General features: G+C 77.7%; 19 protein-coding genes, 1 tRNA gene and 1 riboswitch. Of the genes, 16 read left to right on the forward strand and 4 right to left on the reverse strand.

All coding sequences use genetic code 11. The features are described from left to right. Positions 1–45: 45 nt before the first annotated feature. Positions 46–999 carry a hypothetical protein gene (locus ITJ85_RS04125; protein WP_217915093.1) on the reverse strand — a complete coding sequence of 318 codons (954 nt, stop codon included), beginning with the start codon at positions 997–999 and terminating at the stop codon, positions 46–48. 131 nt (positions 1,000–1,130) lie between these two features. Between ITJ85_RS04125 and ITJ85_RS04130 the strand changes: the two genes are divergently transcribed. The 6 genes from ITJ85_RS04130 (at position 1,131) to ITJ85_RS04155 (ending at position 6,181) form a co-directional block, all read left to right on the forward strand. After that, positions 1,131–1,796 (forward strand): GerMN domain-containing protein, encoded by a 666-nt coding sequence (locus ITJ85_RS04130; RefSeq protein WP_217915094.1) that lies wholly within the window; start codon positions 1,131–1,133, stop codon positions 1,794–1,796. 31 nt (positions 1,797–1,827) lie between these two features. Then, positions 1,828–3,675 carry an exonuclease domain-containing protein gene (locus ITJ85_RS04135; RefSeq protein ID WP_217915095.1) on the forward strand — a complete coding sequence of 616 codons (1,848 nt, stop codon included), beginning with the start codon at positions 1,828–1,830 and terminating at the stop codon, positions 3,673–3,675. After that, positions 3,672–4,661, forward strand: a complete 990-nt coding sequence (locus ITJ85_RS04140) for an ABC transporter substrate-binding protein (RefSeq protein WP_217915096.1) — start codon at positions 3,672–3,674, stop codon at positions 4,659–4,661. The genes ITJ85_RS04135 and ITJ85_RS04140 overlap by 4 nt, the downstream gene beginning before the upstream one ends. A gap of 14 nt (positions 4,662–4,675) precedes the next feature. Then, on the forward strand, positions 4,676–5,479 hold the full coding sequence (locus ITJ85_RS04145; protein WP_217915097.1) for an HhH-GPD family protein: 804 nt from the start codon (positions 4,676–4,678) through the stop codon (positions 5,477–5,479). After that, a complete protein-coding gene (locus ITJ85_RS04150) occupies positions 5,476–5,862 on the forward strand; it encodes a (deoxy)nucleoside triphosphate pyrophosphohydrolase (RefSeq protein ID WP_217915098.1) in 387 nt (128 codons plus the stop codon). Before ITJ85_RS04145 ends, ITJ85_RS04150 begins: the two co-directional genes overlap by 4 nt. Positions 5,863–5,974: 112 nt before the next feature. Then, positions 5,975–6,181: a hypothetical protein gene (locus ITJ85_RS04155; RefSeq protein WP_217915099.1), complete on the forward strand. Its 207-nt coding sequence runs from the start codon at positions 5,975–5,977 to the stop codon at positions 6,179–6,181. Here ITJ85_RS04155 and ITJ85_RS04160 read toward each other — a convergent pair. Genes ITJ85_RS04160 through ITJ85_RS04170 form a run of 3 tightly spaced genes read right to left on the reverse strand, consistent with a single transcriptional unit; the run spans position 6,178 to position 8,953 of the window. After that, the gene (locus ITJ85_RS04160) at positions 6,178–6,882 is read right to left on the reverse strand and encodes a phosphate signaling complex PhoU family protein (protein ID WP_217915100.1); all 705 of its coding nucleotides are present in this window, start codon (positions 6,880–6,882) and stop codon (positions 6,178–6,180) included. The genes ITJ85_RS04155 and ITJ85_RS04160 overlap by 4 nt on opposite strands. Before the next feature lie 35 nt (positions 6,883–6,917). Beyond that, positions 6,918–7,784, reverse strand: coding sequence for a hypothetical protein (locus ITJ85_RS04165; protein WP_217915101.1), 867 nt, complete (start codon positions 7,782–7,784; stop codon positions 6,918–6,920). Further along, a complete protein-coding gene (locus ITJ85_RS04170) occupies positions 7,781–8,953 on the reverse strand; it encodes a DUF4430 domain-containing protein (RefSeq protein WP_217915102.1) in 1,173 nt (390 codons plus the stop codon). The genes ITJ85_RS04165 and ITJ85_RS04170 overlap by 4 nt, the downstream gene beginning before the upstream one ends. Positions 8,954–8,982: 29 nt before the next feature. Continuing rightward, positions 8,983–9,178, reverse strand: a riboswitch (cobalamin riboswitch). A 5-nt stretch (positions 9,179–9,183) separates the two neighbouring features. Here ITJ85_RS04170 and ITJ85_RS04175 point away from each other — a divergent pair. The 10 genes from ITJ85_RS04175 to mazG all read left to right on the forward strand — a co-directional run bounded on the left by ITJ85_RS04175 (position 9,184) and on the right by mazG (position 19,570). Further along, a complete protein-coding gene (locus tag ITJ85_RS04175; RefSeq protein WP_217915103.1) occupies positions 9,184–9,927 on the forward strand; it encodes a hypothetical protein in 744 nt (247 codons plus the stop codon). Between the two features lie 7 nt (positions 9,928–9,934). Beyond that, on the forward strand, positions 9,935–10,219 hold the full coding sequence (locus ITJ85_RS04180) for a hypothetical protein (protein ID WP_217915104.1): 285 nt from the start codon (positions 9,935–9,937) through the stop codon (positions 10,217–10,219). Positions 10,220–10,279: 60 nt separating this feature from the next. Further along, a tRNA-Gln gene (locus ITJ85_RS04185) sits at positions 10,280–10,353 on the forward strand. Positions 10,354–10,391: 38 nt separating this feature from the next. After that, on the forward strand, positions 10,392–11,789 hold the full coding sequence (gene glmU / locus ITJ85_RS04190) for a bifunctional UDP-N-acetylglucosamine diphosphorylase/glucosamine-1-phosphate N-acetyltransferase GlmU (RefSeq protein ID WP_217915105.1): 1,398 nt from the start codon (positions 10,392–10,394) through the stop codon (positions 11,787–11,789). Between the two features lie 35 nt (positions 11,790–11,824). After that, entirely contained in the window at positions 11,825–12,784 is a 960-nt protein-coding gene (locus ITJ85_RS04195) for a ribose-phosphate diphosphokinase (RefSeq protein ID WP_217915922.1), read from the forward strand. 88 nt (positions 12,785–12,872) lie between these two features. Then, positions 12,873–13,499 (forward strand): 50S ribosomal protein L25, encoded by a 627-nt coding sequence (locus ITJ85_RS04200; protein ID WP_217915106.1) that lies wholly within the window; start codon positions 12,873–12,875, stop codon positions 13,497–13,499. Further along, positions 13,499–14,185: an aminoacyl-tRNA hydrolase gene (gene pth, locus ITJ85_RS04205; protein ID WP_217915107.1), complete on the forward strand. Its 687-nt coding sequence runs from the start codon at positions 13,499–13,501 to the stop codon at positions 14,183–14,185. The genes ITJ85_RS04200 and pth overlap by 1 nt, the downstream gene beginning before the upstream one ends. Next, positions 14,182–17,421, forward strand: coding sequence for a transcription-repair coupling factor (mfd, locus tag ITJ85_RS04210; RefSeq protein WP_217915108.1), 3,240 nt, complete (start codon positions 14,182–14,184; stop codon positions 17,419–17,421). The genes pth and mfd overlap by 4 nt, the downstream gene beginning before the upstream one ends. A gap of 69 nt (positions 17,422–17,490) precedes the next feature. Further along, complete coding sequence (locus ITJ85_RS04215) at positions 17,491–18,534, forward strand: peptidylprolyl isomerase (RefSeq protein WP_217915109.1); 1,044 nt, start codon at positions 17,491–17,493, stop codon at positions 18,532–18,534. Between the two features lie 22 nt (positions 18,535–18,556). Next, positions 18,557–19,570 (forward strand): nucleoside triphosphate pyrophosphohydrolase, encoded by a 1,014-nt coding sequence (mazG, locus tag ITJ85_RS04220; RefSeq protein WP_217915110.1) that lies wholly within the window; start codon positions 18,557–18,559, stop codon positions 19,568–19,570. The last annotated feature ends 3 nt before the right edge of the window (positions 19,571–19,573 follow it).

Below are 19,573 nucleotides of genomic sequence, written 5' to 3' on the forward strand. Positions count from 1 at the left end.
CGATGCCCCGGTCCCGAGGCGCACCTCGGGCGGGGCGGGGGTCGCTCAGCCGGGCCTGCAGACCGCCGTGCCGTGGCCGGTGGAGTGGCGCAGCAGGCCGAGCGCCACCACGCGCTCGGACAGGCGGGGGCGCGGCGCGTAGAGCGCCGCGCTCAGCATGCCGACCAGCACGATCAGCAGCAGGGTGGTCGGGGGCGTGCCCGAGCCGGGCAGCACGTAGCCGGCCAGCACCGCCAGCAGGCTGGCGTTGCCGGCGTCGCCGACGGGCGCCACCAGGCGCGGGCCGGCGAGGGCGTCGGGGTCGAGGTCACCCGCGGCGGCCTGTGCGACGGCCGTGGCCGGCGGCGGCTCGACGGCGATCGGGCCGTCGAGCTGGGTGAGCGGGTTGGCCGCGCCGAACGCGTCGCGCTCGATGTGCGGCGGCGCCACCGCGGCGGCGGGCGCCACGGCCGGCTCCTCGGCCTTCGGGGCGGCCGGCGGGGCCGCGACCGGGGTGTCCGGGGTGGCGAGCTCGACGGCCGGCACCGGGTCCGCCACGGCGGGCGCCGGCGCGACGGCCGGGCCGGGCAGCGGCGGCAGCTTGACGACCTCGACGGCCCGCGGGGCGTCGGGGGCGAGGGGCAGCGGGCCCACCTGCACCGGTGCGACCGTGCCGCCGGGCTGCGGCGTCACCTCGCCGGCCGGCGCCGGCGGCGCCTGGGCGACGGGCGGCTGCTCGGACGGCGGCGGGGCCGGGGCCGGCGACGCGCCCCCGTCCTCGGCGGGCGGCGGGCCCTGGTCGACCGGGCCGGGGCCCTCGTCGGCGGGGGCCGGGGCGGGCTCGGCGGGCGGGGCCTCGTCGACCGGCGCGGGCGCCTCGTCGGTGAGCACGGGCGCCTGCTCGGCGGCGGCAGGTTCGGCCACCGCGAGCGCGGGAAGGACGAACGTCAGGCACAGTCCGACGACCGCGAGGAGCGGCCAGCGGGTGAGGAGTCGCCTGAGGGTTCGTGCCGAGCTCATCGGGGAATCGCCGGAATCACCATTCTGAGAGGGATCTGCGGCGAGAGTCCCGCAGGCGTGCGCAACATACATCGGCCCCCTGACAGTCGGAAAGGGGGCGTGACACATGATCCCTCGGAAGGGTGATGCGAGTGCTCGGACGGATGAATCGAACGGGACCGGCGGCGCGGGCGCGGGTGGCCCTCGCGGCGGCCGCCTGCGCCCTCGCGGCGACCGCCGCCGCGGGGTGCGGGGACGACGACGGGGCGCAGGCCACGACGCCGGCGACGACCGCGGCGACCACCGCCGGGACGGCGACCGCGACGGCGCCCGCGCCGACCGCGGGGACGGCGCCCGCGCCGCCCGCGACGGCGCCCGCGCCGCCCGCCGCGACCGCGCCGGTGCGGCTGTGGTTCGCGGACGCCGACGGGGCGCTGCGCGCCGAGACGCGCGAGGCGCCGAGCACCGGCGACCCGCTGGCGGACGCGATGGCGGCGCTCGCCGAGGGCCCGGACGACCCGGCGCTGCTGCCGGCCCTGCCCGAGGGCACGACGGTGCTCGGCACGTCGGTGGCCGGCGACGAGGCCCGCGTCGACCTGAGCGGCGAGTTCGAGCGCGGCTACCCGCAGGGGTCGGCGGCGGAGCTCGCGACCGTCGGGCCGATCGTGCGCACCGCGGCCGAGGCCTCGGGGGCCGCGCGGGTGCGCATCCTCGTGGAGGGCCGCGTGCCCGCGCCGACGGGGACCAACTTCGACTTCTCGCGGCCGTTCGCGCCGGGGGACCTGCCGGCGACCGGCGACCACCAGCCGGAGCCGTGACGGCGGAGGCCGCCGTTAGCATCGCCCTTCGGTGCCTGGCGCGGCTCAACTCCCACTCCCGCTGCCCGCCCCCCAGCCGGGGGCCGAGGGCGCCGACTCGCTGCCCGACCGGCTCTGCGCCCTGCTCGCCCGGCGCGGGCGCCCGCTGGAGGTGGGGCACGTGGCCGCCCAGCTGCTGCGCCTGCGCCAGTGCCCGGAGCGCCTGCAGCGGCGGCTGGTGGCCGAGATCGTGGAGGGCGACCCGCGGCTGGCCTGGCTCGGGCGCGACCTCGTGGGCCTCGCGCCCGAGAACTGGTCCACCGCGGAGCTGGGCGAGGCCACCTTCTGCGTCGTCGACCTCGAGACCACCGGCGGCTCGCCCGGCAGCTCGAAGGTCACCGAGATCGGCGCGGTCAGGGTGCGGGGGCTGCGGATCGAGGAGCGCTTCGCCACGCTGGTCAACCCGGGGCGTCCGATCCCGGGGGTCGTCAGCGACCTGACCGGCATCGACGACGCGATGGTGGCGGCGGCGCCCGACATCGCCGACGCGCTGCCGCTGCTGGTGGAGTTCGCGGGCGGCGACGTGCTCGTGGCCCACAACGCGCCCTTCGACCTGCGGTTCCTCAACTACGAGCGGCGCCGCCTGACCGGGCGCTACTTCACCCAGCCGTGGCTCGACACGCTCACGCTCGCCCGGCGCCTGCTCGACGGCCGGGTGCCGCGGCACGACCTGCTGACGCTCGCCACGTGGGCCGACACGGCGGTGCGCCCGGTCCACCGCGCCCTGCCCGACGCCGAGGCGACGGCCGAGCTGCTCGTCGTCTTCGTGGGGATGCTGGCCGAGCGCGGCATCTCCACCCTCGAGCGGGCCGTCGCCTTCGGCGGCGTGGGCGGCGCCCGGCACGCCTACAAGCTGGCGCTGGCGGAGACCCTGCCCCCGTCGCCGGGCGTGTACCTGATGCGCGACCGCGACGGCGAGGCGCTCTACGTCGGCAAGGCGGGGAACCTGCGACGGCGGGTGCGGGCGTACTTCGGCCCGGGCGGCCGGCACGGGCGGCTCATCGGCCGCGCCCTCGAGCGCTTGGAGACCATCGATCACGAGACGTGCGGGTCGGAGTTCGCCGCCCTGCTGCGCGAGGACCGGCTCATCAAGGAGCTGCGCCCGCCGTGCAACCGGCGCGGCACGTCGGCGCCGGGGCGCTATCTGCGGCTGGCCGGCGGCCGCCTGCAGGTGGTCGGCGCCGTGCGCGACGACGGCGCGCGCTACTTCGGCCCGGTGCGGTCGCAGCGCCTGCTGCGCGACGGGGTCGCCGCGCTGCGCGAGCTCTACCCGCTCGACTCGCCCGACCCGGCGGAGCGCGAGCGGGCCGCCGAGGCGCTCGCCGCCGCCCTCGACGGCGAGCCCGCCGCCCTCGGCGGGCTGGCGGTGCTGCTCGGCGCCGCGCTCGCGGCGGGCGCCCTCGGGATGGACCGCGACGAGCCCCACGACGCGCCGCGCGCCGCGCTCGGCCTGCTGACGGCGGTCGCCCGGGCCCGCAGGGCCGCCACCCGCACGGCGGTGATCGTGGAGCCGTGCCAGGCCGGCGCCGAGGTCTTCTTCGTGGCCGGCGGGGTCGTGCGCCACCGGGTGGAGGTGGACGCGGCCGGCTGGGCGGCGCCGGTGCGCGAGGGCCTGCGGGCGCTGCGCCGCCACGCGCGGCGGGCCTCGCTGCTCGCCGCCGACGCCCTCGACGAGGCCGCGATCGTGGAGGAGCGCCTGCGCCGGCGCCGCGACGCGCCGGGCACGCTGCCCCTCGCGCCGGGCTGGCGCACGGCCGCGGCGCTGGAGGAGATCGGCCGAGCGGTGGCCGCGGCCGCCGCGGTCGGGGGGCCGCCGGACGAGGAGCCCGCGGCGGCGTGATCCGCGCGGCGGCCGCCCTGGCGCTGACCGGCCGCTACGGGCCGCTCGGGCGCCAGGCGGCGGCCGGGCTGCGCGCCTGGGCCGCGGCGGCGGGCGTGCGCCTGCGGCTGGAGGACGACCGCAGCGACCCGGAGCGCAGCGGCCGGCTGACCGCGGCCCTGGCCTCGTCGGCGGACCTGCTGTTCGGCCCCTACGGCAGCGGCCCCGGCCGCGCCGCCGCGCGCGCGATGGCGGGCCGCCCCGAGGTGGTGTGGAACCACGGCGCCGCCGAGGTGCCGCGCACCGGCGCCCGGGTGGTCGATGTGATCGGCCCCGCGGGCTCGTACTGGCGCGGCCTGCCCGCCGCGCTCGCCGCCGCCGAGGGCGGCGGCGAGCCGGTGGCGCTGGTGCGGGCGCCCGGCGGGTTCGGGGCCGCCGTCGCGGCCGGCGCCCGTCGCGCCCTGGCCGCGGCGGGCCGGCCGCCCGTGGCCGAACTGGCGCTCGCCCCGGCCGACCCCGGCGCGGCCGTGGCCGGCGCGCTGGCCGCCGGCGCCGGGTGGGTGGCCGGCGGCGGACGCATGGAGGACGACCTGGCGCTCGCCCGGGCGGCCGCCGGCGCGGGGCTGCGCGCGGCCCTGGTGGTGTGCGGCGTGGCAGCCCTCGGCGAGGAGCTCGGCGAGCGCGCCGCCGGCTGGCTCGGCCCCGTCGCCTGGGACGGCGTCGCGACCGGGCCGGTGGCGCCGCCGGCCGGCTGCGACTACCCGGCCGCCCAGGCGATCGGGGCGGGCTGCGTGGCCCTGGAGGCGCTCCGCGCCGCCGGCTCGGCCGCGCCCGACGCCCTCTGGGCCGCCGCCCGCGCCCTGCGCACGCGGACCATCATCGGGCCGTTCGCCGTCGACGCGGAGGGCCGCCAGGTGGCCCACTCGCCGTCGATCGTGCGGTGGGAGCGGGCGGCGGGCGGCGTGCGCAGGGTCGTCGTGTGGCGCCCGCCGCCGCCGGGGCCGTGAGAGACTCCCCCGCCGTGGAGGGCCTGGAGGGGGACGAGGACGCGACGGCGGTCGACCGCCTGCTCCGGTGGTTCGCGCGCGAGGGCGCGGACCTGCCGTGGCGGCGCACCCGCGACCGCTACGCCGTGCTCGTGGCGGAGACCCAGCTGCAGTCGACCCAGGTCGCCCGGGTGGTGCCGTACTACGTCGCCTTCATGGGGCGCTGGCCCACGCCCGCCGACCTCGCCGCGGCCCCCCTCGGCGAGGTGCTCGCGCGGTGGCAGGGGCTCGGCTTCCCGCGACGGGCCCGCAACCTGCAGCGCGCCGCCGCGCTCGTCGCGGAGCACGGCTGGCCTCCGGCCGGGCGGCTCACCGACCTGCCGGGCGTCGGGCCGTACACCGCGGCCGCCATCCGCTGCTTCGCCGACGGCGAGGACGTGCTGCCGCGCGACGTCAACGCCGACCGCGTGGTGGCCCGCCGCTTCCCCCGCGGCTGGCCCGGCGCGCCCGGGCGCGGCTGGGAGGCGGGGCAGGCGGTGATGGACCTCGGCCGCACCTGGTGCACGGCGCGGGCGCCGCGCTGCGACTCGGGCTGCCCCATGCGCGAGGGCTGCCCGGCGGCCGCCGCCGGCACCGTGGCGGCGGTCACGCCCCCGCGCCGGGCGCAGGGCCGCTACGCCGGCTCGATGCGCCAGCGGCGCGGCGCGCTGCTGCGCGAGCTGGCCACGAGCGGCTCGGTCAGCGCGCGCCGCGACGCCGAGGCGGCGGACAGCCTCGTGGCGGACGGGCTCGCGGGGCGGCGGGGCGGGCGCCTGGTGCCGGCGGGGGCGGGCCGGTGAGCCGGTCCCAGGTGGTCGTGGCGGCGGTCATCGAGCGCGGCGGGCGCGTGCTGGTGAGCCAGCGCGGCCCGGGCGTGGGCCAGCCGGGGCGCTGGGAGTTCCCGGGCGGCAAGCGCGAGCGCGGCGAGGACGACGCGACCGCCCTGCGCCGCGAGCTGCGCGAGGAGCTCGGCGTGGAGCTCGAGGTGGGTCCGCTGCTGTGGACGGCCCGGGCCGGGCCGCTCGTGCTGCGGTTCTTCCGCTGCGACTGGCTGCCGGGGCAGCGGCCGCGTCCGCACGGCAGCGAGCAGTTCCGGTGGGTGCGGCGGGAGGACCTGCCGGCGCTGCGCTTCCCGCCGGCCGACGCCCCCCTGGTCGCCGCCCTGGCGGAGGGGCGCGTCTAGCGCCGGGCCGGCCCCGGCCGGAGGGGCGCGCCGCGTCCCGCGGGGCGCCGCCCGCGGCGCGGGGGCGCTTGTGCGGCCGGGTAGACTCCCGGGTCGACCCGGGAGGTGGGAGATGGCGAAGGCAAAGCGGCAGCGGCGCAACAGCATCCGGACGATGTCGGCGGACGCGTCCGCGCTTGACGCCCTCGAGTCGCTGGAGCGCGCCGAGCGCTCGGCGTCGGTCGAGCCGGCCGGCGACAGCGGTCCCGCCGCCAGCGAGGAGCCGCGCGAGGACGACGACCCGCGCGCGGTGGCCGCGGGCGAGCCGGGCCGGGACTAGCCGGGCCGGGGCCCGCCGGCCGGCGGCTCGCCGGCCGGGGCGTCCGCCGCGCGGGTGAACGGCTCCCCGCTCACCAGGAAGCGCACCCGGCCGCCGAGCTCGCCGCCGTTGTTCGCCACCCGCTCGAGGTGGCGCGCCACCAGCACCGCCGCCGCGCCCCAGACCCGCGTCTCGGGCTCGTCCGGCGCGCCGGCGACGCTGGTGAGGACCTCGTCGAGCATGCCCCGCACGACGGCGGCCTCGGCCTTCGCCTGACCGCCGAGGTCGGCGTCGCCGCGGGCGATGGCCTGCACGGCGCGCGCCAGGGTGTCGACCGCGCGGGCGCTCATCCGGGAGATGAGCGCCTGGGTCTCCGGCACCGCGCCCTCGGGCCGCACGGACTTGGCCGCCTGGGCGATCGCGACGGCCAGGTCGCCGACGCGCTCGAGGGCCACGACCGCGATGAGGCCGACGTGCAGCAGCCGCTGATCGGCCGCGACGGGCGCCTCCAGCAGCTGCAGGTTGAAGACCTTGTGGTCGAGCTCGGCGCAGCGGGCGTCGACCGCCTCGTCGGCCGCGATGACCTCGGAGGCGGCGGTCGCGTCGACCTCCTCCCAGGCGGCGACGCCGCGCTCCACCTGGGCCAGCACGAGGCTCGCCATCTCCACGAGCCCCGTGCGGAAGCCGTCGATCTCGGCCTGGAAGTGGAGGCGCGTCGTCATGCGCGGATCCTAGCCGCCCCTGCTGTCACATCTCGTCACCGTTGCGGCAGCCGGCCCCCGGAGAAGGCGATCACCGCGTCGAGGGTGGCGAGCAGGCGGCTCCCCGGGTCGGCGCGCGTGAAGCGGACGGTGCCGTCGCGCTCCTGCAGGCGCCGCAGCGCCGCGCGGGTGGCCGCCGGGGGGCGGCGGCCCATCGCCCGCAGCGCCCGGATCACGTTGGAGGTGGGGCCGGCCTCGGTCGGCCGCCCGCCGCCGAAGGCCGCGTAGCCCCCCTCGCGGTTGCGCTGGGCGAGCATCCAGCGGGTGGCGGAGCGCAGCGCGGGGTTGCGGGCCGGCACGCCGGCCGCTCGGAGCGCCTCGATGAGCAGGGCCGTCGTGTCGACGGCGTCGGCGCGGCGCGGCGACATCTCGAAGCTCCAGCCGCCGCCCCCCCGCGCGCGCATCGTGGCGCGCACCGCGGCGGCCGGCACCGGGCGGCCCGCCGCGCGCAGCGCCAGCATGGAGAGCGCCTGGTCCCAGCTCGTCGCGCCGTAGCGGCCGGCGCCGTAGCGGGCGGTGATGCGGGCGATGTAGTCCTCGCCGGCGAGCCGGCGCGGATCGCCGCCCGCCGCGACGGCGGCCATGGCGACCTTCGCGGCGCCGCCCGCCGTGCGCGCGTAGGCCGGGGCCACGCGGCCGAGCGCCCGCAGGCGGGGCCGCAGCGCGGCGCGCGAGCGCCCCTGCGCGCGCAGGGCGACGATCGCGTCGGCCTGCTGTCCGGCCGGCGCCCCGGCGGTGTTGCGGGTGAGCCAGGCGGCCGCGCGGGCCGCCGCCCGCTCGTCGGGGCCGGCCGCGAGGCCCGCGGCGGGGGCGGCGAGCGCGGCGGCCGCCAGCGCGGCGAGCGCGGCTGCGCGCGCCCTCATCGCCGGGCCCCCGCCCGGCGCGGCGCGTCCCCGACCCGGAAGGCGCCCGTGTTGATCCGGTTGAGGGCGACGCGCTCGCGGTTGCCCGCGCCGTCGGTCGCCCGCACCCACACCCGCCACGAGCCCGCCGCGAGCGGCTTCTTCAGCGGCAACAGCCAGTTGCCGCCCGCCTGGCGGGCCCGCACGAACAGCCGCCGTCCGCACGGGCGCGGGGCGGTGTAGCCGCCGGAGCGCGCGCGGAAGCGGCACTGGCTGCCGACCCGCCTGGCCAGCGCCACATCGACGCGGCGCACGTCGGATCGGTCGGCGCCGACCACGCCGCGGATCGCGCGCACGGAGCGCGCCCGCGTCCCGAGGCGCGGGCGGGTGACCCGGCTGCCGGGCGCGACGTCGTCGGCCCGGGCGGCCGCCTGACCGGCGCCCGCCGGCGCCGCGCCCGGTGCGGCGGGGGGCAGGTTGCAGACCGTGGGATCGTCGGCGAACGAGCACACCGCGCGGGCGGCGCTGCGGATGTCGCCCGCGCGGGTGGCGACCACGGTGCGCACGCCGGCGCCACGGGCGACGAAGGTCGCGCGCCCCGCCGCGTCGGCGGTGGCGGCCACGTCGCCGTAGCGCACCTGGGCGCCCGCGGCCGGGGCGGCCGCGCCGTCGGCGCCGTAGCTCGTGACGGCGACGGTGAACGTCCCGCCGGCGCCCACCCGGTCGGCGGACGGCGTGGCCTCCAGCTCGCGGGCGCCGTCGGCGGCGCCGTAGTACCAGAGCACGCTGTCGCCCTGCGCCAGCGCGCGGTCGCTCGCGCCGACCGCCGGGCCGACGTGGTTCACCCGGTACTGCCAGCCGGTGGTGCCGGCGTTCTCGTCGGGGCCGACGCGCTGCACCATCACGGCGCCGAAGGCCGGGAACGACTCGAAGCCCAGGCCGAGCCCGGTGCTCGAGGTGGCGCGGTAGAGCTGCCAGAAGGCCGACGCGCGGCTCACGTCCACCGCCGCGCCGGCGCGGTCGAAGACGGTCGCGACGCCGTCGCCCTCGATCGGGATGGCGCTCTCGGGGATGAGGGTCGCGGACGACCCCTCGACCCGGATGGTGGTGTCGAGCGCGACGGCCGGGGCGGCCGCGATCCCCGCGGCGCATGCGGCCGCCAGGGTGGCCCGGAAGGTGGTGCGCAACATGGAGCTCCTCGTCTCGCGGAGGGCGTTTGTCCGTTGCGGGGCGGAGGCAGGTCTCCTGGCTCCCCGGTGTGGCGCGGCACCCGCGGCCTTCCCGGGTCTCCCCAGTGACCGACTCGACGTCATGCGGGCCCGCTCCCGGGTCACAGTGGCGCGACCGCGCCGGATTCACACCGGCTTCCCTCGCGACCACCCCGTGAAGCGGCGACCAACCTACCCGGTACGCTGGCGGGGTGTCCACCGTCGAGCGCGTCTGCCGGAACCCGGTGAGCTTCTGCTGGGCGGTCCTGGCGATCACCGTCCTCGGCCTCGCGCTCGACCGCTACGCCTCGCTCGGCGGCCAGCTCGTGCTGAGCGCGTGCACCTGGGGCTTCCTCGCGATCGCCTTCGTGTACCTGTCGCCGATGGAGCGGGCGCAGACGTCGGTGGTCGTGGTCGTCGCGACCTGCGCCGAGATCATCGGCTCGGTGATCTGGGGCGTCTACGAGTACCGCCTCGGCAACCTGCCGCTGTTCGTGCCGCCCGGCCACGGGCTGGTCTACCTGTGCGGCCTGCGCCTGAGCCAGACGCCGTGGCTGCGCGCCCGCCCGCGGCTGCTCGTGGGCGCCGCCATCGCCGGCGTGTCCGGCTGGGCGCTGCTGGGGCTGACCCTGCTCGGGCGCACGGACGTCGCGGGCGCGGTGGGCGCCGCCGTGCTCGTGCTGTTCCTGCTGCGCGGCCGCGCGCCCGCCGTCTACGCGGGCGTGTTCATGGTGGTCGCGTTCCTCGAGATCTACGGCACCGCGATCGGCACCTGGACCTGGGCGGCGGAGATCCCCGGGCTGGGCGTCGCCGACGGCAACCCGCCGAGCGGCGCGGCGAGCGGCTACGTGTTCTTCGACATCGCGGCGCTCGCCCTCGCCCCGGCCCTGCTGGGCTGGTGGCGGCGGGCGTCCGGGCGGGCGCCGCGGCCGGCCACCGCCGAGCAGGCGCCGTAGCGGGCGCGTGGAGTCGGTCACCGGCCGCATCTCCCTGCTGTGGGAGGAGGACCACCCCTACCTGGGCCCCGTCCTGCTGATCCACCTGGAGGGCGAGGGCACCCCGGGCGCCGACACCTTCGAGGTCGCCGGCGAGCTGGCCGGCCGCCTGCGTGGCGGCGCCCTGGCCGAGGGCATGCGGGTGCGCGTCGATCACCGCCGCGAGACGGTCGAGTCGGTCAACCTCGAGACGGGCGAGACGTCCGACGACGATCGGCCCGTCGTCGTGGACGTGATCGTCCTCGACCGGTAGCGGGGGACGCCGCCCGCCGAGGGCGCCCGCCCGAGGCCGTATACTCGCCCCGGCCACGACTGGGGCGTAGCCAAGCGGTAAGGCAGCGGGTTTTGGTCCCGCGATCGGGGGTTCGAATCCTCCCGCCCCAACCAGTCAGGACCCCTCCACCCGGGATGGTCTCGCCCACCGCATGAGCATCGGCGCCGTCGTCCTCGCCGCCGGCCAGGGAATCCGGATGCGCTCCTCCCTGCCGAAGGTCGTCCACCCGCTCGCCGGCCGCCCGATGGTCGGCTGGGTCCTCGAGGCGCTCGCCGGCGCCGGCGTCGAGCGCACCGTCGTCGTGGTCGGCCACGGCGCCGACACCGTGCGCGCCGCGCTGCCCGGCGAGGTCGGCGTGGCCGTCCAGGAGCGCCGTCTCGGCACGGGCGACGCCACCCGCGCGGGGCTCGCGGCGCTCGACCCCGCCTGCGACGCGGTCCTGGTGGCCTGCGGCGACACGCCCCTGCTGCCCGCCGGCCTCGTGGCCCGGCTGATCGACGACCACGCCTCCGGCGGCCGCGCCGCCACGATCCTCACCGCCGTCCTGCCGGACGCCGGCGCCTACGGGCGCGTGGTGCGCGGCGCCGACGGGATGGTGGAGCGCGTGGTCGAGGCGAGCGACGCGACGCCCGAGGAGCTCGCCATCGGCGAGTACAACGCGGGCCTCTACATCTTCTCGCGGGCCGCGCTCGAGTCGGCGCTCGGCCGCATCGCGCCGCACAACGCCCAGGGCGAGCTGTACCTGACCGACGCGCTCGCGCTGCTCGGCGGGCCGGTCGCCGCCGTGACCGCGGAGGACCCGGAGCTCGCGGCCGGCGTCAACGACCGCGTGGACCTGGCGGCCTGCGAGGCGGCACTGCAGCGGCGGCTGCGCGAGGAGCTGATGCGCGGCGGCGTCACGATGCCCGACCCCTCGGCCGTCTACGTCGAGGCCGGGGTCGCGGTCGGCGCCGACACGGTGCTGCACCCCGGCACCCACCTGCGCGGCGCGACCACGGTGGGCGAGGGCTGCGTCCTCGGCCCCGACGTGGTGGTCACCGACAGCGCCATCGGCGACCGCTGCACGGTGCTGAGCGCCCACCTGGTCGAGGCGCGGGTCGCGGACGAGGCGCAGGTCGGCCCGTTCGCCTACCTGCGGCCCGGCACGCGCATGGAGCCCGGCTCGAAGGTCGGCACCTACGTCGAGACGAAGAACACCGTCCTCGGGGAGCGCGCCAAGGTGCCCCACCTCTCGTACATCGGCGACGCCGTCGTCGGCGAGCGCACCAACATCGGAGCGGGCAACATCACCGCCAACTACGACGGCTTCCGCAAGCACCCCACCCGGATCGGCGCCCGGGTGCGCACCGGCTCCGACTGCGTCTTCGTGGCGCCGGTGACCGTCGGCGACGACGCCATGACGGGCGCCGGCTCGATCATCACCGACGACGTCCCGGAGGGCTCGCTCGGCATCGCCCGCGCGCGCCAGTCGATCATCGAGGGCTTCACGGCCAAGGCCGAGGCGCGCGCCCGCGAGGCCGCGACGGACGCGGGGGAGGACCGCTCGTGAGCACCAGCATCGACCGCGACGACTCGAAGCGGCTGATGGTCTTCGCCGGGCGCTCGAGCCAGGAGCTCGGGCGCCGCATCGCCGGCCGGCTCGGCATCGACCTCGGCAACGTGACCCTGAAGACCTTCGCCAACGGCGAGATCTACGTGCGCTTCGAGGAGAGCGTGCGCGGCGCCGACGTGTTCCTCGTCCAGTCCACGTCGCGCCCGGTCAACGACTCCCTCATGGAGCTGCTGATCATGATCAACGCGGCGAAGCTGGCCTCGGCGCACCGCATCACGGCGGTGATCCCCTGGTACGGCTACTCGCGCCAGGACAAGAAGTCCGCGCCGCGCGAGCCGATCACCGCCAAGCTGGTCGCCGACCTGCTGCAGGCGGCCGGCGTCGACCGCGTGCTGACCATGGACCTCCACGCCGGCCAGGTGCAGGGCTTCTTCACGATCCCGGTCGACCACATGACCGCGCTGCCCATGTTCGTGGACGACTTCAAGGAGCGCGTCTACGCGGGTGACCTGCCCGAGCGGCTGGTCGTGGTGTCGCCGGACGCCGGCCGCGCGAAGCTCGCCAACCACTTCGCCGAGCGCCTCGGCGCCACGCTGGCCGTGCTCACGAAGCAGCGGCCCGACCACAACGAGGCCGAGATCACGCTGCTGATCGGCGACGTGAAGGGCTGCGTCGCGATCCTGATCGACGACATGATCGACACCGCCGGCACCCTCTGCGCCGGCGCGAAGGTCGTGAAGGACGCGGGCGCCACGCGCGTCTTCGCCGCCGCGACCCACGGCCTGCTCTCGGGCATGGCCGTCGAGCGGCTGCGCGAGTCGGTGATCGAGGAGGTCGTGATCACCGACACCGTCCCGCTGCCCGACGAGGCCGCCGGCTCGGACCGCTTCCGCGTGCTGTCCGTGGACCGGATCCTCGCCGACTCCGTCCACAACGTCTTCGTGGACGAGTCGGTGTCGGCGATCTTCGCCGGCGAGAACCAGCTCTTCTAGGGACGCGCCGGCCCCCGGGCCGGCGCCGATCATCACCGGGCCGATCGGGTAGACTCCCGCGTCGGCCCCGACCAGGAACGCATCACGAATGGCACACGTCGCCCTCACCGCCCAGCCCCGAGCCGAGTTCGGCAACGGACCCTCCCGCCGCCTGCGCCGCCAGGGCCTCGTGCCCGGCGTCGTCTACCAGTCGGGGGGACCGTCGCTTGCGCTCGCCCTGCCGGGGCACGACCTCAAGCGGACCCTCGTCGAGGGGCGCACGTCGGTCATCGACCTGCGGATCGGCGACGACTCGGGGCGCCCGGTGCTCGTGAAGGACTGGCAGCTGCACCCCACGCGCGGCGACGTGATGCACGTCGACTTCCAGGAGGTCGACCTCACCCAGGAGATCACGACCCCGGTGGCGCTGACGCTGGTCGGCTCGGCCGTCGGCGTCCGCGACGGCGGCGTGCTCGACCAGCCGCTGCGCGAGGTCGAGGTGAGCGCGCTGCCGGACCGCCTGCCCGACGAGATCGAGGCCGACGTCTCGGCCCTCGCCGTGGGCGACGCCATGACCGTTGCCGACCTCGTCGCGCCCGAGGGCGTCACCATCGTCAGCGACCCCGAGACCGTCGTCGCGTCGGTCGTGGCCCCGACCGCCGAGGTGGAGGAGTCGGAGGAGGGCGAGGGCGCGGAGGGCGCGGCGGCCGAGGGCGGCGAGTCCGCCGGGGAGTAGTGACCGCGACGGGCCCGGGCCCCGCCGAACCGCTCCGGCTCGTCGCCGGGCTCGGCAACCCGGGCCCGCGCTACGCGGCCACGCGGCACAACGCGGGCCGCATGGCCGTCGAGCTGGTCGCCGACCGCCTGGGGGCGGGACGGCCGGTCGCGCGGTTCCGCGGGCTGCTGCGCGAGGGCCGCGGCCCGGCCGGGCCGGTCGCGCTGCTGCTGCCCGAGACCTACATGAACGACTCGGGTGACTCGGTCGGCCCGGCGGCCGGCAGCCTCCACGCGCCGCCCGAGCGGGTGCTGGTCGTGCACGACGAGATCGACCTGCCCTTCGGCGCCGTGCGCGGCAAGGTCGGCGGCGGGCACGGCGGCCACAACGGGTTGCGCTCGGTCGCGCGCGGTCTGGGCGGCGGCGGCTTCGCGCGCGTGCGCATCGGGGTCGGCCGGCCGCCCGAGGGCTTCCGCGGCGACGAGGCCGACTGGGTGCTGATGCGCTTCGACGAGCCGCGCGAGGAGGTCGAGGCCCTCATCGCCCGCGCCGCCGACATGATCGAGGCCGCCCTCGGCGAGGGCATGCAGGCGGCGATCGAGCGCTTCCACGCCGCACCGCCCGGCGCGCGGGCGCGCGCCCGCCAGGAGCGCCGCGAGGCCCGGCGCGCGGCCCCGGCCGCCGAGGCGGGGGGCGAGGGGGAGTGAGCGCGACGGATCTCGACCGGCTGATCGCCGGCAGCCCGGCGGTCGCCGCGGCGACCGCCGCCGCCGACGCCGGGGAGCGGGCGGCCGCGCTGGCGCTCGCGCGGCCGGCGTGGCCCTACGCGCTCGCCGCGCTGGCGCGGGCCGGCGAGCGCTCGCTGCTGGCCGTGGCCCCCGGCGACGACGAGGCGCGCGACCTCGCCAACGAGCTCGTCGCGGTGCTCGGCCGCGGCGCGGTGGCCCTGTGGCCCACCCGCGGCGTGCCGGCCGGGGCCAGCGTGGGTCCCTCGCCGCACCTGGTGGGCCAGCGGGCCCGCGCGCTGGCCACCCTCGGCAGGCCGGCCTCGGTGGTGGTGGCCGGCGCCCCGGCGCTGGCCGAGCGCGTCCCGGCCGCGGCGGCGACGTCGCTCGAGGTGCGGGTGGGCGACCGCATCGAGCTCGACGAGCTGGTCGACCGCCTCGTCGCGCTGGGCTACGAGCGGGTGCCGCAGGTGGAGGAGCGCGGCGACCTCTCGGTGCGCGGCGGCATCCTCGACGTCTATCCCTCGACGGCCGACCTGCCGGCCCGCGTGGAGCTGTTCGGCGACGAGATCGAGAGCATGCGCGCGTTCTCGGCGTTCACGCAGCGCACCATCCGCCCCATCGACCGCCTCGTGGCCTGGCCGGCGGCCGAGCCGCCGGACGCCGGCGCCGACCCGCTGGCCGACCCACGGATGGCGCTCGCGACCGTGGTGCGGCTCGCCCCCGGCGAGCACGCGGCCGCGCTGCGCGAGGCGCGCGAGCGGCTCGAGGAGGAGGCCCAGGCCGGCGCGCTCGCCGAGCCGGACGCCGTGGAGGAGGCCCTCGGGCGCCTGGCGTCCCTGGACCTGGCCCCGCCCGCCGGCGCGGGGGGCGCCGCGTTCGACGCGATCGAGGCGCGCTTCGCCACGCGCACGCCGTCCGAGGCCGAGGCCGAGCTCGGCCGCCTGGTGCGCTCGGGCCTGCGGGTGGTGCTGGCCTTCGCCCGCCGCGGCGAGATGTCGCGCGCCATCGCCCGCTTCGACCGGCTCCGGCCGGGCGACCTCGGGCCGGGCGAGCTGCCCTCCCCGGGCGCGCTCGGCGCCGCCGTCCTGCCCGTGCGGGCGGGCCTCATCTCCCGCGAGCTGGGCGTGGCGATCGTGCCCGAGGAGCGGGTCATGCGCCGGCGCCGGCCGGCGGCCCAGCGCGGCCCGGTCGTGGGCAAGCGCCTGCAGAGCTTCCTCGACCTCAAGGTGGGCGACCACGTCGTCCACGAGGACCACGGCATCGGGCGGCTGACCGGGTTCGAGACGCGCACGGTCGCGAACCTGACGCGCGACTACCTGGCCCTGGCGTTCGCCGACGGCGACCGCCTGTACGTGCCGCACGACCAGCTCGACAAGGTCACCCGCTACGTGGGCGCAGACGGCTCCGCGCCCGCGCTCTCGAAGCTGGGCGGCAAGGCGTGGGACCGCATGAAGTCGCGCGCCCGGGCGGCGGTGCGCGAGATGGCGGGCGAGCTGATCGCCCTCTACGAGGCGCGCGCGGCGGCGAAGGGCTTCGCCTTCCCGGCCGACGACGAGCTGACCCGCGAGCTGGAGCGCCGCTTCCCGTACCGCGAGACCGCCGACCAGCTCCGCGCGATCGACGCCGTGGCCGACGACATGGAGCGCCCGCGCCCCATGGACCGGCTGGTGTGCGGCGACGTCGGCTTCGGCAAGACGGAGGTCGCGATGCGCGCGGCCTTCAAGGCGGCGGCGGCCGGCAAGCAGGTGCTGATGCTCGTGCCGACCACGATCCTGGCCCAGCAGCACCTCGCCACCTTCCGCGACCGCTTCGGCGACCTGCCGGTGAGCGTCGACATGGTCAACCGCTTCCGCTCGGCGGCGGAGACCCGCGACGTGCTCCAGCGCTACCGGGACGGCCGTCTGGACGTCCTCATCGGCACCCACCGGCTGCTGTCGATGGACGTGCAGCCGAAGGACCTCGGCCTGGTGATCGTCGACGAGGAGCAGCGCTTCGGCGTGGCCCAGAAGGAGTCGCTGCGCCAGCTGCGCCTGCGCGTCGACGTGCTGGCGATGAGCGCGACGCCGATCCCGCGCACGCTGCAGATCTCGCTGTCGGGGCTGCGCGACATCAGCGTCATCGAGACGCCCCCGCCGGGCCGGCGGCCGATCGCCACCCACGTGGGCGAGTACGACGAGTCGCTCGTGGCGGAGGCGCTGCGGCGCGAGAAGGCGCGCGGCGGCCAGAGCTTCTTCCTGCACAACCGCGTCGAGACCATCGAGGAGGCCGGCGAGCGGCTGCGCTCGCTCGTGCCCGAGCTGCGGATCATCACCGCGCACGGGCAGATGCACGAGCACGAGCTCGAGGACCGCATGCTGTCGTTCGTGCGGGGCGAGGCCGACGTGCTCGTGGCGACCACGATCATCGAGTCGGGGCTCGACATCCCGCAGGCCAACACGCTGGTCGTGGACCGCGCGGACGCCCTGGGGCTGTCCCAGCTCTACCAGATCCGCGGCCGGGTGGGGCGCTCCGACGTGACCGCCCACGCGTACCTCTTCTATCCCGACGCGGCCGCGCTCACCCGCGAGGCGGCCTCCCGGCTGCGCGCGCTCGCCGACTACACCGAGCTCGGCAGCGGCCTCAAGATCGCGATGCGCGACCTGGAGATCCGCGGCGCCGGCAACCTGCTCGGCGACGAGCAGAGCGGCCACGTCGCCGCCGTCGGCTTCGAGCTGTACCTCGAGATGCTCAACGAGGCGGTCATGCGCGGCCAGGGCGAGGAGCCCGCCGAGGCGGACGTGCGCGTGGACATCGCGGTGTCGGCCTACATCCCGAGCGACTACGTGCCGCTCGAGACGGCGAAGATCGACCTGCACCGGCGCATCGCGCTCGCCTCCTCGCTGGAGGAGATCGCGACCCTGCGCGACGAGATCGAGGACCGCTTCGGCGAGCTGCCGCAGGCGGTCGAGGCGCTGCTCACCGTGCAGCGCGTGCGGGTCAAGCTGCGCGCCGCCGGGGCGAGCCGCATCGCGGTGCGCTCGGGGCGGGTGACCGTGGGGCCGGTCAGCCTGACCAGCGCCCAGCTGCGGGCGCTGCGCGAGGCCCAGCCCAAGGCCACCTACGCCGGCAGCGAGCGCATCGCCTCGCTGCCCGCCGGCGCACAGCCCGGCGAGCGCCTGGCCGCCGCCGAGGCGGCGCTCGACGCGCTCGCCGACACGGCCGCGCTCGCGGCCTGACGGGGCCCTCCGGGCCTTAAGAACGCCCTAACGGAGGGCGCACGGGGAGGTGCTACGATCGCCCGCGTCGTGACGAAGACCAACCGCAGATCTCCGCTGGTGGCGGGGGTCCTCGTCGCCCTGGTGGCCGTGGGCGTGTCCGGCCTCCTCCTGCTGTCGGGGTGCGGCGACGACGCGTCGGCGGACCTGCCCGACGGGGTCGTGGCGCAGGTGGGCGACGCCCCCATCACCGAGGGCGAGCTCACCGGCCTCATCGAGCAGCAGCGGGCCGAGTACCGCTCGCAGGGCCAGACCCTCCCCAGGGAGGGCGAGGACGGCTGGGACTCGCTGCGCCAGCAGGCGCTCCAGTCGCTCGTGACCCAGAAGGTCGTCGAGTTCGAGGCGCGCGCCTGCGGCAAGCCGTGCGAGGTCTCGAAGGCCGAGGTCACGAAGCAGCTCGACCGCATCATCCAGACCAACTTCGAGGGCTCGCAGAAGAAGTTCCGCGACTTCCTCAAGGACCGCGGGATGTCGCAGGCCGACGTGCGCGGCATCGTGCGCAACGACCTGCAGCGCGAGGCCCTCTACGAGCACGAGACCCGCGGCGTGCGGTTCACCGCCGACGAGGCGCGCAAGTACTACGACGACAACCCGAGCCAGTTCACCACGCCCGCGGGCCGCACCGCGCGGCACATCGTGGTGGACACGAAGGCCGAGGCCGACCGCATCCGCGCGGAGCTCACCCTCGACAACTTCGACGAGCTGGCGCGCGAGCACTCGACCGACGAGGGCTCCGCGGAGCAGGGCGGCGACCTCGGGCAGATCCAGAAGGGCCAGCTCGTGCCCGAGTTCGAGGAGGTCGCCTTCGCGCTGAAGGACGGCGAGATCTCGCAGCCGGTGAAGACGCAGTTCGGCTGGCACATCATCACCGTCGACATCACGCCGAAGACCACCACCTCGTTCGCCGAGGCGCGGCCGCAGATCATGTCGCAGCAGCTCCAGGCCAAGCGCCAGACGGCGTTCACCGAGTGGAGCGAAGAGGTGATGACGAAGTGGCTCGACCGGACGGTCTACGCCGACGACGCGCTGAAGCCGCCCGCGACCACCGCCGCGCAGGCCGCCACCGCCCCGTAAGGGGTGTGCCGGGCCGCCCGCGGTGACGCTCGTCGTCGGTCTCGGGCCGGGCGCGCCCGACGCGGTGCCGGCGGCCGCCCTGGCGGCGGCCGCCTCCGCAGCCCGCCTGCTCGCGCCCGAGAGGCTCGCGCCGGAGCTGGCCGTCCTGCTGCCGTCGCCGCCCATCCCGCTGGGCGACCCGGCCGCCGCGCCCGGCGACGCGACGATCGTCGCCCCCGACGCCCAGGCGCACCGCATCGCCCGGGCGCTGCCCGGCGCGGACACCCTGCCGGCGCGCGAGGCGCTGCGCGCCCGGGCCATCGGCGCCGAGGTGGCCGCGCTCGCCGAGGTGGGCCTGCGCCTGCGGCGCGAGTGCCCGTGGGACCGGGTGCAGACCGCCGAGACGATCGTGCCCCACACGATCGAGGAGGCGTTCGAGGTGGCCGACGCGGTCGCCGCCGGCGGCGCCGGGCTGGCCGACGAGCTCGGCGACCTGCTCTTCCAGCCGGTCTTCCTGGCGCGGCTGCTCGAGGAGGAGGGCGGCGCCGACCTCGCCGACGTGGCGCGCGGCCAGGCCGACAAGCTGGTGTCGCGCCACCCGCACGTCTACGGCGAGCGCGTGGCCGAGACGGCGGGCGCGGTGGTCGACCTGTGGGAGCGGCGCAAGCGCGAGGAGCGCAGGGATCAGGGCATCTTCCACGACCTGCCGCCCGGGCTGCCGGCCCTCGCCCTCGCGACGAAGGCGCAGAAGCGGGCGGCCGCCGTGGGCTTCGACCTCCCCGACGTGGCGGCGGCCCTCGACAAGCTCGACGAGGAGGTCGCCGAGCTGCGCGCCGAGCCCGGCGCCCGCGAGCTGGGCGACGTGCTGTTCGCCGCGGTGGCGGCCGCGCGGGCGCTCGGCGCCGACCCGGAGCTGGCGCTGCGGGCCGCGGCCCGCCGCTTCCGCGAGCGCGTGGAGGCCGCGGCGCGCCTGGCCGCGCAGGCCGGCGAGGCCTTCGAGGCGCTGGACCCGGCCGCCCAGATGCGATGGTACGCGGAGGCGCGGGACTCGCTCTGACAC

It is taken from the genome of Miltoncostaea marina (genome assembly GCF_018141525.1).
Classification (GTDB): domain Bacteria; phylum Actinomycetota; class Thermoleophilia; order Miltoncostaeales; family Miltoncostaeaceae; genus Miltoncostaea; species Miltoncostaea marina.

Coding starts and splice junctions, on each gene's coding strand:
- ITJ85_RS04125 (WP_217915093.1), bottom strand. CDS start 999: ATGAGCTCGGCACGAACCCTCAGGCGACTCCTCACCCGCTGGCCGCTC.
- ITJ85_RS04155 (WP_217915099.1), top strand. CDS start 5,975: ATGGCGAAGGCAAAGCGGCAGCGGCGCAACAGCATCCGGACGATGTCG.
- ITJ85_RS04160 (WP_217915100.1), bottom strand. CDS start 6,882: ATGACGACGCGCCTCCACTTCCAGGCCGAGATCGACGGCTTCCGCACG.
- ITJ85_RS04165 (WP_217915101.1), bottom strand. CDS start 7,784: ATGAGGGCGCGCGCAGCCGCGCTCGCCGCGCTGGCGGCCGCCGCGCTC.
- ITJ85_RS04170 (WP_217915102.1), bottom strand. CDS start 8,953: ATGTTGCGCACCACCTTCCGGGCCACCCTGGCGGCCGCATGCGCCGCG.
- glmU (WP_217915105.1), top strand. CDS start 10,392: ATGAGCATCGGCGCCGTCGTCCTCGCCGCCGGCCAGGGAATCCGGATG.
- ITJ85_RS04195 (WP_217915922.1), top strand. CDS start 11,825: ATGGTCTTCGCCGGGCGCTCGAGCCAGGAGCTCGGGCGCCGCATCGCC.
- ITJ85_RS04200 (WP_217915106.1), top strand. CDS start 12,873: ATGGCACACGTCGCCCTCACCGCCCAGCCCCGAGCCGAGTTCGGCAAC.